This is a genomic window from Falsirhodobacter xinxiangensis, from assembly GCF_004959935.1.
Taxonomy (GTDB): domain Bacteria; phylum Pseudomonadota; class Alphaproteobacteria; order Rhodobacterales; family Rhodobacteraceae; genus Falsirhodobacter; species Falsirhodobacter xinxiangensis.
In genome coordinates, this window is the sequence record NZ_SMYN01000037.1 from 1 (window position 1) to 11,872 (window position 11,872).

Genomic DNA, 11,872 nt, shown 5'->3' on the forward strand with positions numbered 1-11,872 from the left:
CAGGCGGGATCTGGTTGAGCAAGTCGGGCAGCATGGGCGCATCGCTCACGTTGCTGGTGGTGACCTCGGCCGCGCGGATTTCCAGCGGTTTCTCGTCGATACCGATGTGGAGCTTGCGCCGCGAGCCATCATGGCCGCCATTGGTCCGAGGACAATGGCGAGCGCGTCGTTTCAAACTGCCATGCTTGCGGGCCTTCACCTTCAACCTTGATCCCGGTGCTGTCGACCAGCAGGTGCAGGGGGGCGTTCGAACCACGATAAGGAATGTTCACCTGCAGGGTCTTCTGCCGTCGTGACAGCGTGCTGATTGCTGCCTTTTGAAAATGGAAACCAACGGAGGATCGACAGGGGCAGGAACGAACTGGCTGTCATACTGTGATCCCCATCGGGCGTTCGCGTTGTAACGACCGTTACCCCGGTTGCGAAGCTTCCGGAACAATCCCGAAGGGAGCGGGCGTCGAAGGGGGCGAGAGCGGCAGGTTCTGACATGACGACATAAGCCAAAAAGTTCTTCGAGGCTGGGGCTCCGGGTTGCGACATAGGGGCAACCTCGGGGTTCGGATACCTCTGCAAGAGGGCATTACCCGCAGAGGTATCGGCTTGGGTGAGCCCAACCGCAGATCAGGCGGACAGCTCGCGCCGCACGATCTCGGCCCCGGCGCTGAGGGCTGCCAGTTTTCCTTGCGCCACATTGCGCGACAGCGGGGCCATTCCGCAATTCGTGCAGGGATAGAGCTTGTCATCGTCAACGAATTGCAACGCTTTCCGCAGAACATCGGCCACCTCCTCGGGGGTCTCGATGGCACCTGTTGCCACGTCGATGGCCCCGACCATCACCTTCTTGCCGCGCAGAAGCTCGATCAGATCCATCGGCACATGCGAGTGCTGGCATTCCAGCGACACGATGTCGATGCTCGACGTCTGCAGCTTCGGGAACACCGCTTCGTATTGCCGCCATTCGTGTCCCAGCGTTTTCTTCCAGTCGGTGTTGGCCTTGATGCCGTAGCCATAGCAGATGTGGACCGCCGTCTCGCAGGTCAGGCCCTCGGCGGCCCGCTCCAACGCCGCGATGCCCCAGTCGTTCACCTCGTCGAAAAAGACGTTGAAGGCGGGTTCGTCGAACTGGATGATGTCGACGCCTGCCGCCTGTAGCTCTCTGGCCTCCTGGTTGAGGATCGTGGCGAACTCCCACGCCAGCTTTTCGCGGCTTTTGTAATGGCCGTCATAGAGCGTGTCGATCATGGTCATCGGCCCCGGCAAGGCCCATTTGATCGGCTGATCGGTCTGGGCGCGCAGGAATTTGGCATCTTCGACGAAGACCGGCTCCGGACGCGACACGGCACCGACCACCGTCGGCACGCTGGCGTCGTAGCGATTGCGGATGCGGACGGTCTCGCGCTTTTCGAAATCGACGCCGTCCAGATGTTCAATGAAGGTGGTGACGAAATGCTGGCGGGTCTGTTCGCCGTCGCTCACGATGTCGATCCCCGCCACGCGCTGGTCGTTCAGGGCTACGCGCAGCGCATCTTGTTTGCCTTCGGTCAGCTCCTCACCTTGCAGTTTCCAAGGCGACCACAGGGTTTCGGGTTGGGCGAGCCAGGACGGCTTGGGCAGGCTTCCGGCGGTAGAGGTGGGCAGAAGTTTGGCCATGTTCGGGTGTCCTTGCAGGTTCGGAGGGTCAGGCGGCGCATCGGGCGGACCAGTCCGCAAGAAGATCGCGATAGGGGGTGATGAAGTGGGCCTCGGCAAATCGCCCCTGCTCGACAGCCAAGCGGCCGCGCTCGTCGCGATCATAGGTGATGCGGGCCAGCGAATGGTCCGGATGCGTCAGGCTGGGCCGATAGACCGCGCCTGCCGAAGAATTGGCGTTGTAGATTTCGGGCCGATAGATCCGCTGGAAGGTTTCCATCGTGCTGATCGTGCCGATCAATTCCAACGTGGAATAGTCGTTCAGAATGTCGCCCGTGAAATAGAAGGCCAGCGGTGCAGCGCTGCCGCGGGGCATGAAGTAACGCACCCGCAGCCCCATCTTGGCAAAATACCGGTCGGTCAAGGAAGGGTCGTCCTGCCGGTATTCAACGCCGAGGATCGGATGCCGATTGCCCGTCCGGTGATAGGTGCGGCTGGTTGACACGCTCAGGCAGATGACCGGGGGCTTCTCGGAATGGTGCCGATAGGCGTCCGAGCGCAGGAAGCATTTGAAAAGGTTGCCGTGCAGATCGCCGAAGTCCTCGGGGGCAACAAAATCAGCGCGATCCTTGTTGAATTGCGGCAGCACGATACTGAAGTCGTAATCCCGCACATAAGAGGAAAAGTTGTTTCCTGCGATGCCGGGTATCCGCGCATCGGTTGTCTGGTCCACGATCATGGGCTTCAGGATTTCGATCACCGGAAACGCCTCGACTCGTTCCCCGGTGCCTACTGTCAGTTCGGCGGACAGGATATCAAGTTCGACCGAATAGCGATCACCATTCGGGTTGTCCCAGTTGGCCAGCGCGTTGAAACGTGTATCAATCATCGCACAAGCGTTGCGCAGATTGTCCTGCCGGTGTTCCCCCCGCGCGAGATTTGCGAAATTGGTCGTCGCGCGGGTGCTGTCCCCAGGCTGATACGTTTCGTCGAAGCGAATGCTTCTGATGGAATAGTTGAGGTCCTGTCTCATCCCGACATGCCTTCCGAAGGGCCTGCCGACCGGCAGACCGTGAAACCAAACGATCCCCGTGACGCATGTCAGGAGGCGGCAATGTCACCTTGCGGATAGGCCGCGCCCGACACGCCCACCGCGGCCGGAACAGGTGAACGATCGAGGCAGGTTTCCTGACTTGCGGGTCGTCGCCTTATCCGGCCTTCCCGACGCAAAGTAGCGCCAGTGGCATATTGGACAGGCTCTCCGCCAACAGTTGCGGGGGCAGCTCCGGATTTGGCCACGGCCGGACCGGATTCCCTTTTACCCGAGGCTTCCCCCGGCACCTTGATCTTTCGCCAAAGTCGGACGGAATGCGGCCCAAGTCAATGTGAGGCAGAGGTGGAAATATTCATGATCAGTATGAGGGTGAGGACATGAGTGATGCGATACTTTTCAACGCCCATTCAAATCGCCATCAAAACGACTGTCAGCTTTGGATGAATCAGTTTAACTATGCAGGCATACATCCTAGCACATCAAGCGGCAGCTTTGGGCTCTTTTTATCCTACGCCCCTGCCCTGTCGCCTCGGAAGCTATAGCGGAGATCGCGGTAGTGGCCGCGATCGCTGACCCGATGGACAGCCGCGCCTCCGCTTCGCTCTGGCACGGCTGACAGCTTTTCTGTTTGCTTGGTCCGCCTGCCATCCGGCCAGCAATCTGAACACGGGCTCTGGTGCCGCTGCGCGTCAGCCTCCACGGAGAAATCCGGTTCCTCCCGCGCCAGGGCGCGGGCCCCTCCCAATTTCACCGCTCCGGCCCCGTGTGTCAGATCACAGTCCGGCCGCAGGTCGGGCTGCGCCCACCCTGCTTTGCCCTTCGGATGACATGAGGTCATCCAAAGTGAAAAGCACTGATGGCTTCGCCACTTGGCGGAATGGAAGGGCACGAGCGGAAATGTCGGATTGGGTTGGAAATCCGCCCTTGGGCTGGAAATCTCTGACACTCAACATAATGTTCTGATGGCGGACCCGGAGCGATTCGAACGCCCGACCCTCAGATTCGTAGTCTGATGCTCTATCCAGCTGAGCTACGGGTCCGTTGAGGGGGGATTTACCGATGTGGCCGGGGGGCCGCAAGGGCAAAAAGCGCATGGCGTGAAAAAACCTTCACAACTCGGCCAGTCCTTCGGCTTTGGGCAGGCGGATCAGGAACTCGGTCCCCGTCTCGCCCGTCTGCAAAAGCTCCAGCTTTCCACCATGGCCGCGCACCAGTTCGGACGCGATCGCAAGACCAAGGCCCGAGCCACCCTTGCGCGCGCCGCCCTGGAACGCGGTGAACAGATGCTCGCGCGCTTTGGGTGGCAGGCCGGGGCCGGTATCGCCGACGCGAATCCACCATTCGACATCCGCCTCTCCGCCAGCGATCTCGACGCTGCCGGCATTTCCGGTGGCGTCAATGGCCTGCTTGGCGTTCCGCACGAGGTTCGAAAGCACGCGATAGATCTGCTCGCGGTCCGCGCGCACCATCACGCCTGCGGGCACGTCCAGAACCGGGGCGACGGGACCTTCCTCGGGAAACTCGGCCTCCAGCACCTCGTCCACCAGCATCCGCAGCGAGAACCGGGTCAGCGAGGGGGGCGGCTCCTCGGCCTTGCCGAAGGCCAGCGTGGTCTCGCACAGGGACACCGCGCGGGTGATGGAGTTCACCAGCTTGGGCGCTGCCCGTGCCACCACCGGGTCGGCGCTGTTGCCGATCCGGTCCGCGAACAGTTGGGCCGAGGTCAGGATGTTGCGCAGATCGTGGCTGATCTTGGCGACTGCGCTGCCAAGCTGGGCCAGACGTTCCTTTTGCCGCAGCGCCGAGGTCAACTGCGTCTGCATCGACTTCAGCGCCTCCTCGGCCTCGCGCAACTCGTGCACATCGGCGGTCGGCTCGATCATCCGGCGGGCATCCTCGGGCGCTTCGGCATAGACGGTCATGTGATGGACCACCCGGCGGATCGGCAGCACCATCATCTTGCGCACTGCGATGAACAGGATCGCCGCCGTCAGGATCGAGATCACGGCCGAGATGCCGATGATCCGGCGGCTGTAATCCAGCATCGCCTGACGCAGCGGCTTCGTGTCCATCGCCACCTCGATCAGCGTGCCGCCCTGTTCGACCGGGCTGCCGATCACGCGCACGATTCGGTTCTCGCGGTCGGCCAGCAGTTCCAGCGCGTCGCGGATCAGGCCCGCATGACCGATGGTGCGCAGATCGAACGTCTCGTGGATCGGCTCGGGGATGGGCGATGACAGGACAAGCTGCCGGATCTCGTCCCGCCGCAGCACGACGTTATAGACGCCCGCATTGGCCAGCAGTTCGGCCTCCAGTTCCGGCGACAGGTTCTCGTCCGTGGTCAGCAGCGACAGGGACGCGATCTGCGCCTTTTCCAGCCGAAGCTGCATATACCCTTCGCGGAACCGTGCGATGGAGGGCACGAAGATCAGCACCTCGGCCAACAGCACGAAGGCGATCGTCAGAATCAGGAACCGCCCTGAAAGCGAGCCGAAAAAGCCTGTTCGACCGATCTTCACGTCAATTCCCCGTTCAGCGTCCTGAAGGGATAGCAAGACGCGCCGGAAAAACATAGGCTTCGGCACGCGCATCGCAACGGCCCAAGGGGTTTTGCGGTTGACTTGGGCCCAAGGCATCCCTATTGAGCGGGCTTCGAACAAGAGGCCCTTTCGAATCCCTGTCGGTTTCGGGCCACCCGTCTGATGGAGTTTCGCGATGAAGCGCACTTTTCAACCGTCGAACCTGGTCCGCGCTCGTCGCCACGGGTTCCGCGCACGTATGGCAACCAAAGGTGGCCGTCTGGTTCTGGCCGCTCGCCGCGCCAAGGGCCGCAAGAAGCTTTCGGCCTGATAGCTTCTGGACCGCGTTATGACGATGCCGCCGGAACATGAAAACCCGGCGGTTTTGTCATATCCGCTGACCATGCTGACACAGCGCGCGGATTTTCTGCGGGCTGCGCAGGCACGTCGGCAAAGCGCACCCGGGTTCCTACTGCAAGCGCGCGAGCGTGGCGGCGACGGCATCCGCATCGGCTATACCTGCTCGAAGAAGCTGGGCAATGCGGTCACCCGCAACCGTGCGAAACGCCGCCTGCGCGAAGTGGCGCGGCTGGTGCTGCCGGGCGTCGGTCATTCCGGTTGGGATTACGTTCTGGTCGGCAAACCCGGCGCGACTGTCGAGCGTGACTTCGCCCTGCTGCTGGAAGACCTGCGCCGCGCGATCCGCAAGATTCACGCATGACGCCGCTGGCGCATCTGGTCGCCCTGCCCGTCCGCGCCTATCGGCTGCTGCTGTCGCCCTGGGTCGGCCATGGCTGCCGGTTCCAGCCGACCTGTTCCGTCTATGCGCTGGAGGCGCTGGAACGGCATGGCGCGGTGCGCGGCGGTTGGCTGACCACGCGCCGCCTTTGCCGTTGCCACCCCTGGGGCGGCTCGGGTTATGATCCGGTGCCGGAAAAGGACTGATCCCATGCTGGACGACGCTGACGACATCCACCCGCTGTTCCACGGCGCCCCCGCCACGACCGAGTTCAAGAAGCTTCGGAAACGGTTGGTGCGCGAGGTGCGCGAGGCGATGGAGACTTACGGCATGATCCGGCGCGGTGACCGCTGGCTGGTCTGCCTTTCGGGCGGCAAGGACAGCTATACTTTGCTGGCCGTGCTGACCGAATTGCAATGGCGCGGGCTGCTGCCGGTGGACATACTGGCCTGCAATCTGGATCAGGGGCAGCCGAACTTCCCCGCGACCGTGCTGCCGGAATTCCTTGCGAAGATGGGCGTGCCCCACCGGATCGAGTTTCAGGACACCTATTCCATCGTGGTCGACAAGGTGCCGCAGGGCCGGACGATGTGTGCTCTGTGTTCGCGCCTGCGGCGGGGGAACCTCTATCGAATCGCGCGCGAGGAAGGCTGCTCGGCGGTGGTCCTGGGCCATCACCGCGACGACATCCTCGAGACCTTCTTCATGAACCTGTTCCACGGCGGGCGGCTTGCGACCATGCCGCCGAAGCTTCTGAACGAGGATGGCGATCTGTTCGTCTATCGCCCGCTTGCCTTCGTGGCCGAGGCCGATTGCGAGAAATTCGCGACTGCGATGAACTATCCCATCATCCCCTGCGATCTGTGCGGATCGCAGGAAGGGCTGCAAAGGCAGCAGGTGAAACAACTGCTTGACGGGTGGGAGGCGCGATCGCCCGGCCGCCGTCAGGTGATGTTCCGCAGCCTGATGAACGCGCGCCCATCGCATCTTCTGGACCCGTCGCTGTTCGATTTCGCCGGCCTGATGGCCGGAGCGAAACCTGAAGGATTTGCGGAAAATCCTCCGCAACTCAAAGGGGAAAATTAACTTTCGCCTCAGCCCTCGGTCCTAGCTTCGCGGCATCAGGCAAGAGGATCGATGCGATGGGGTTGGAGATGCGACCGGGGGCGCTGCGTGCACTGCTGCGACGCCCGGAGGTGCTGGCGGTCCAGCCCTTGTTCATGCTTGCCGCCTTCTGGCTGGGTGGGGAACGGGCGTTGATAGCCTTGGCCATCGGCCAGCCGACGCTGATCTTCGCGCTGATGCTGCTGCGGCAGGAACACGGAAGCGTCATGGTGGACGACATTTCGCAGATCGCCCCCCGCCCGCAGGTGCTGCGCGCATTGGACGCAGCACTGTCCGACAGCAGCACCCGCGCAACCGCCTGCCTCGTGGTGCAGATCGATGACGCGGCAGAGCTGGTGGACCAACATGGCCGTGCTGCCCAGACCGAAATCCTTGCACGCGCCGCCGAACGCCTCTGCCGCGCCCTGCGATACGAGGATGTGGTGGCACGGCTTGAAGGCGGCGGCTTTGCCGTGGCGCTGGCCCCCGTGCGGCGTCTGGACATCGAATCGCTGATCCAGCTTGCGGCGCGGCTTCAGGCGGCCTTTGCGCCGCCCTTCGAATTGCAGTCGGCGCGGATTCATTTGTCCTGCTCCATCGGCTTCTGCTCGCTGGACCGCGCGCCGGGCCGGGATGCGGCGTCGCTACTGGATGCCGCACAGGTTGCCGCCGACGATGCGCTGCGCCACGGCCCCGGCGCCATCCGCGCCTATTCGGCCGAGATTGCGCGCACCCGGATCGACCGGGATTCGCTGCGCGAGGCGTTGGAACATGCCCTGGACAGCGGCCAGATCCGCCCCCATTTCCAGCCACAGGTCTGCACCGAAACCGGGTCCGTCACGGGGTTCGAGGCGCTGGCCCGCTGGTATCACCCCACCCGCGGCATCGTGCCACCGGCCGAGTTCCTGCCCGCACTGGACGCCGCGGGCCTGACCGAACGGCTGGGCGAGGTGATGCTGGCCCAAAGCCTGACCGCGTTGAAGAAATGGGACGCGGCGGGAATGGCGGTGCCGACGGTCGCGGTCAACTTCTCGGCCGCCGAACTGCGCAACCCTGCCCTGACCGACAAGCTGCGGTGGGAACTCGACCGCCATGACCTCGAACCCGAACGCCTGTCGGTCGAGGTGCTGGAGACGGTCGTCGCCCATACCGACAATGACCTGATCGTGCGCAACATTTCGGAACTGTCGCGGATGGGCTGCGGGATCGATCTGGACGATTTCGGCACCGGCCATGCCTCGATCACCAATATCCGCCGTTTCGCCGTTCGCCGGCTGAAGATCGACCGAAGCTTCGTATCGCGCGTGGACGAGGATCGTGAACAGCAGCGCATCGTCGCCGCCATCCTGTCCTTGGCCGAACGTCTCGGCCTTGGCACCCTTGCCGAAGGGGTGGAGGGCGAAGGCGAGCAGGCGATGCTGGCGCGGCTGGGCTGCGGGCATGTTCAGGGCTTCGGCATCGCGCGCCCCATGCCGTTCGAAGATACGCTGGCCTGGATCGCCAACCACCGCGCAAGGCTCGTTCCGATGGAAATTCCCACGCAGCTTTGATGCATGGCGGGGGGCGCAGGGGGAAAATCGCTTGACCTTTCGGCCCCCCTTCTGTTGAACCGCCACTGACCTTGGACTGGAAAAGGTGGCGGTCGCCAATGGAAGATCAAAACAAGAATCTGCTTCTCGCGATCGCGCTGAGCATCGTGGTGATGCTGGGCTGGTTCTGGCTGTTCCCGCCAGAGCAGCAGGCGAACGATCCCGCGTCGCCCGACGTCATCACCGCGACGCCGGACCAGCCGATCGCACCGACGACCACCGCCGACGCACCCGAACAGGCAGCCATGGCAGAGGCCGCGCGCGTCGCCATCGACACGCCGGACCTGCGCGGCTCCATCTCGATGCTGGGCGGACGGATCGACGATCTGCTGCTGAAGGATTACCACGTCACGCTGGACGATGCGTCCGACAACGTGCGCCTTCTGTCGCCGGTGGGCCAGCCCAACGCCTATTACGCGCTGCAAGGCTGGGCGCCAGCGGGATCGCTGGATTTCGACGACGTTCCAGGTGCGAACACCGAATGGACGCTGACGGGCGGCGAGACGCTGACCCCCACTACCCCGGTCGTTCTGCAATGGAACAGCCCGGCGGGTCTGGTCTTCACCCGCACCATCGCGGTGGACGAGCAGTATATGTTCACCGTCACCGACCGGGTGGAGAACACCTCGGGTGCGGAACAGAGCCTCGCGCCCTATGGCATGATCGCGCGCCATGGCGAGCCGCTGGACCTGCAGAACTTCTTCGTGCTGCATGAAGGCGTCGTGGGCCGCACCGATGGCGAGCTGACCGAAACGAAATACAGCGGCGTCCGCGACCTGCCCGTCATCCAGCGCGAAGGCGCGAATGCCGAGGTGATGGAAGCAACCGTCGATGGCTGGATCGGCTTTACCGACAAATACTGGATGACGACGCTGGTTCCCGCACAGGGCCAGCCCTTCACCGCCGTCGCGAAATACGTCGCCTCCGCCGACATCTACACCACCGAAACGCGTCAGCCCGTCATGACCGTCGCGCCGGGCACCACGATCGAAAACGCTTCGCGCGTGTTCGCGGGTGCGAAGGAATGGGCCACCATCCGTCATTACCAGAACGACGAAGGCATCGCCGGTTTCATCGATTCCATCGACTGGGGCTGGTTCTTCTTCCTGACGAAGCCGATCTTCGCCGTGCTGCACTGGTTGAACCAGCATATCGGCAACATGGGCGTCGCGATCATCGCGCTGACCTTCCTGCTGAAGGCGCTGGTGTTGCCGCTGGCCTATAAATCCTACGTCTCGATGGCGCGAATGAAGGAGCTTCAGCCCGAGATGGAGGCGCTGAAGGAGCGCGCGGGCGACGACCGCCAGAAGCTGCAGAAAGAGATGATGGCGCTGTATAAGGAAAAGAAGGTGAACCCGGCTGCGGGCTGCCTTCCGATCCTGATCCAGATCCCGATCTTCTTCTCGCTCTACAAGGTGATCCTCGTCACGATCGAGCTTCGGCACGCGCCCTTCTTCGGCTGGCTGAACGACCTTTCGGCCCCGGACAGCTCCTCGCTCTACAACCTGTTCGGACTGCTGCCCTGGGGCACGCCGGAACATGGCACGATCATGGCGATGATCTTCATCGGCGTGCTGCCGATCCTGCTGGGCATCTCGATGTGGCTGCAACAGAAGCTGAACCCGGCACCCACCGATCCGGCACAGCAGATGATCTTCGCATGGATGCCGTGGGTGTTCATGTTCATGTTGGGCAGCTTCGCCTCGGGCCTCGTGCTTTACTGGATCACGAACAACCTGATCACGTTCAGCCAGCAATACATCATCATGGCCAGCCACGGAAAACGGCCCGACCTGTTCGGGAACATCCGCGGTGGGTTCAAACGCAAGAAGCCCGAGCCCGCTGCGGTGAAGAAAGGCAAGAAATGATCCTGAGCCGTATCTTTCGGCACCCGATCAAGGCACACGGACGCGAAGAACTCGCGTCCGTTTTGCTTTCCGAAGGGGCCTGTCTGCCGTTCGACCGCCACTGGGCCGTCGCGCACGAGGCGGCGAAGCTGACGGAGGGTTGGAACCGCTGCGCCAACTTCTCGCGCGGGGCGAAGGCCCCTGCCCTGATGGCGATCACCTGCAGACTGGACGAATCATCGCGGACGATCACGCTTCACCATCCGAACCGCCCCGACCTGACCTTCCGACCCGATGACGACCCGGCCCGGTTTCAGGACTGGGTCCGTCCGCTGATGCCGGAAGACCGCGCGCAATCGGCCAGGATCGTCAGCGCCGGGCGCGGCATGACCGACAGCGAGTTTCCGTCGGTGTCGATCCTGTCGCTTTCCTCGCTGGCCGATCTGTCGGCGAAGATGGGCACGGATCTGTCGATCCACCGCTGGCGCGGGAACCTGTGGCTGGACGGGCTGGAGCCTTGGGCCGAATGGGACATGATCGGACAGGAAATCGTCATCGGCGATGCCGTCCTGCGGATCGAGGAGCGTATCACCCGCTGCCGCGCCACCATGGCCAATCCCGAAACCGGTCAGATCGACGCCGACACCCTGAAGGGGCTGTCCGACCATTTCGGCCATCGCGATTTCGGCGTCTATGCCACCGTGATCCGGGGCGGCAGGATCGCGGTATGAACCCCGACGTCCTGCATCCGGTCCCGGCCCATCCGCGCATCGTCTTCCTGCGTCCGCTGGCGGCGGGCCGCCCGAATGTCGATGTGGGTCCCTTCAGCTATTACGACGATCCTGCCGGGCCGGAACGCTTCTTCGACGACAACGTGCTGCATCATTTCGATTTCGTCGGCGATCGGCTGCGGATCGGTGCCTTCGGCGCCTTCGCTTCCGGTATTCGCATCGTGATGAATGGCGCGAACCATGCGATGGGCGGCTTTTCGACCTTCCTGCCCTTTTCCGGCATAGCACTAAGTTATTGTGAGTAAACGCTCACTCACGCGCGAAATTTCGCCTATCGCATAAGTAACGCTATCTTTTAAGATACGCTCGCTGCAATTTTAGGGACGTCCACGGGCGGAGACACTGCCGACGTAGACAGCTTTGTCGAATCTGACGAAAAGCACCGAGCCCACACAGATATCGCCGAATCGGCCTACACTGCTGATGCCGATAGTTTCGTCGCATTGAATTCCAAACATGATGATGCCCTGGCGAGGGCTGCAAAGTGTTGCAAAGAATTGATCGCGACGAAGCTTAGCATTCTTGATTATGACCGCGGCTATGCGTCGCTGCATCATGCTTATCTTGCCTAGGCTCCAGACCCATTGATTTCAGGCCTCT

11 protein-coding genes, 1 tRNA gene, 1 pseudogene and 1 riboswitch are annotated in these 11,872 nt (G+C 62.6%); of the genes and pseudogenes, 8 read left to right on the forward strand and 5 right to left on the reverse strand.

Annotation, left to right across the window (positions count from 1 at the left end; genetic code table 11):
- The 5 genes and pseudogenes from E2K76_RS19455 to E2K76_RS19475 all read right to left on the reverse strand — a co-directional run.
- A pseudogene (locus E2K76_RS19455) lies at positions 1–332 on the reverse strand (transposase); the annotation flags it as partial.
- A 289-nt stretch (positions 333–621) separates the two neighbouring features.
- Positions 622–1,650, reverse strand: coding sequence for a methionine synthase (locus E2K76_RS19460; protein ID WP_136686101.1), 1,029 nt, complete (start codon positions 1,648–1,650; stop codon positions 622–624).
- A gap of 28 nt (positions 1,651–1,678) precedes the next feature.
- Complete coding sequence (locus tag E2K76_RS19465; RefSeq protein ID WP_136686102.1) at positions 1,679–2,662, reverse strand: DUF1852 domain-containing protein; 984 nt, start codon at positions 2,660–2,662, stop codon at positions 1,679–1,681.
- Positions 2,663–2,790: 128 nt separating this feature from the next.
- Positions 2,791–2,989, reverse strand: a riboswitch (cobalamin riboswitch).
- Between the two features lie 657 nt (positions 2,990–3,646).
- Positions 3,647–3,723, reverse strand: a tRNA-Arg gene (locus E2K76_RS19470).
- Between the two features lie 69 nt (positions 3,724–3,792).
- Positions 3,793–5,202, reverse strand: a complete 1,410-nt coding sequence (locus tag E2K76_RS19475) for a sensor histidine kinase (RefSeq protein WP_246033032.1) — start codon at positions 5,200–5,202, stop codon at positions 3,793–3,795.
- 196 nt (positions 5,203–5,398) lie between these two features.
- Here E2K76_RS19475 and rpmH point away from each other — a divergent pair, with 196 nt between their 5' ends.
- The 8 genes from rpmH to E2K76_RS19515 all read left to right on the forward strand — a co-directional run bounded on the left by rpmH (position 5,399) and on the right by E2K76_RS19515 (position 11,517).
- Positions 5,399–5,533: a 50S ribosomal protein L34 gene (gene rpmH, locus E2K76_RS19480; protein WP_008032609.1), complete on the forward strand. Its 135-nt coding sequence runs from the start codon at positions 5,399–5,401 to the stop codon at positions 5,531–5,533.
- An 18-nt stretch (positions 5,534–5,551) separates the two neighbouring features.
- Positions 5,552–5,923 carry a ribonuclease P protein component gene (gene rnpA / locus E2K76_RS19485; protein WP_136686104.1) on the forward strand — a complete coding sequence of 124 codons (372 nt, stop codon included), beginning with the start codon at positions 5,552–5,554 and terminating at the stop codon, positions 5,921–5,923.
- Positions 5,920–6,147: a membrane protein insertion efficiency factor YidD gene (gene yidD, locus E2K76_RS19490; protein WP_136686105.1), complete on the forward strand. Its 228-nt coding sequence runs from the start codon at positions 5,920–5,922 to the stop codon at positions 6,145–6,147. The genes rnpA and yidD overlap by 4 nt, the downstream gene beginning before the upstream one ends.
- A gap of 4 nt (positions 6,148–6,151) precedes the next feature.
- Positions 6,152–7,027 carry a tRNA 2-thiocytidine(32) synthetase TtcA gene (ttcA, locus tag E2K76_RS19495; RefSeq protein ID WP_136686106.1) on the forward strand — a complete coding sequence of 292 codons (876 nt, stop codon included), beginning with the start codon at positions 6,152–6,154 and terminating at the stop codon, positions 7,025–7,027.
- Between the two features lie 56 nt (positions 7,028–7,083).
- Positions 7,084–8,595 carry a putative bifunctional diguanylate cyclase/phosphodiesterase gene (locus E2K76_RS19500; RefSeq protein WP_136686107.1) on the forward strand — a complete coding sequence of 504 codons (1,512 nt, stop codon included), beginning with the start codon at positions 7,084–7,086 and terminating at the stop codon, positions 8,593–8,595.
- Between the two features lie 98 nt (positions 8,596–8,693).
- Positions 8,694–10,502, forward strand: a complete 1,809-nt coding sequence (gene yidC, locus E2K76_RS19505; RefSeq protein ID WP_136686108.1) for a membrane protein insertase YidC — start codon at positions 8,694–8,696, stop codon at positions 10,500–10,502.
- The gene (locus E2K76_RS19510; RefSeq protein WP_136686109.1) at positions 10,499–11,212 is read left to right on the forward strand and encodes an MOSC domain-containing protein; all 714 of its coding nucleotides are present in this window, start codon (positions 10,499–10,501) and stop codon (positions 11,210–11,212) included. The genes yidC and E2K76_RS19510 overlap by 4 nt, the downstream gene beginning before the upstream one ends.
- On the forward strand, positions 11,209–11,517 hold the full coding sequence (locus tag E2K76_RS19515) for a hypothetical protein (RefSeq protein ID WP_136686110.1): 309 nt from the start codon (positions 11,209–11,211) through the stop codon (positions 11,515–11,517). Before E2K76_RS19510 ends, E2K76_RS19515 begins: the two co-directional genes overlap by 4 nt.
- Positions 11,518–11,872: the final 355 nt, after the last annotated feature.

Excerpts from the sequence above, each read along its gene's own strand:
- E2K76_RS19460 (WP_136686101.1), bottom strand. The coding sequence starts at position 1,650 with ATGGCCAAACTTCTGCCCACCTCTACCGCCGGAAGCCTGCCCAAGCCG.
- E2K76_RS19465 (WP_136686102.1), bottom strand. The coding sequence starts at position 2,662 with ATGAGACAGGACCTCAACTATTCCATCAGAAGCATTCGCTTCGACGAA.
- rpmH (WP_008032609.1), top strand. The coding sequence starts at position 5,399 with ATGAAGCGCACTTTTCAACCGTCGAACCTGGTCCGCGCTCGTCGCCAC.
- rnpA (WP_136686104.1), top strand. The coding sequence starts at position 5,552 with ATGACGATGCCGCCGGAACATGAAAACCCGGCGGTTTTGTCATATCCG.
- yidD (WP_136686105.1), top strand. The coding sequence starts at position 5,920 with ATGACGCCGCTGGCGCATCTGGTCGCCCTGCCCGTCCGCGCCTATCGG.
- ttcA (WP_136686106.1), top strand. The coding sequence starts at position 6,152 with ATGCTGGACGACGCTGACGACATCCACCCGCTGTTCCACGGCGCCCCC.
- E2K76_RS19500 (WP_136686107.1), top strand. The coding sequence starts at position 7,084 with ATGGGGTTGGAGATGCGACCGGGGGCGCTGCGTGCACTGCTGCGACGC.
- yidC (WP_136686108.1), top strand. The coding sequence starts at position 8,694 with ATGGAAGATCAAAACAAGAATCTGCTTCTCGCGATCGCGCTGAGCATC.
- E2K76_RS19510 (WP_136686109.1), top strand. The coding sequence starts at position 10,499 with ATGATCCTGAGCCGTATCTTTCGGCACCCGATCAAGGCACACGGACGC.
- E2K76_RS19515 (WP_136686110.1), top strand. The coding sequence starts at position 11,209 with ATGAACCCCGACGTCCTGCATCCGGTCCCGGCCCATCCGCGCATCGTC.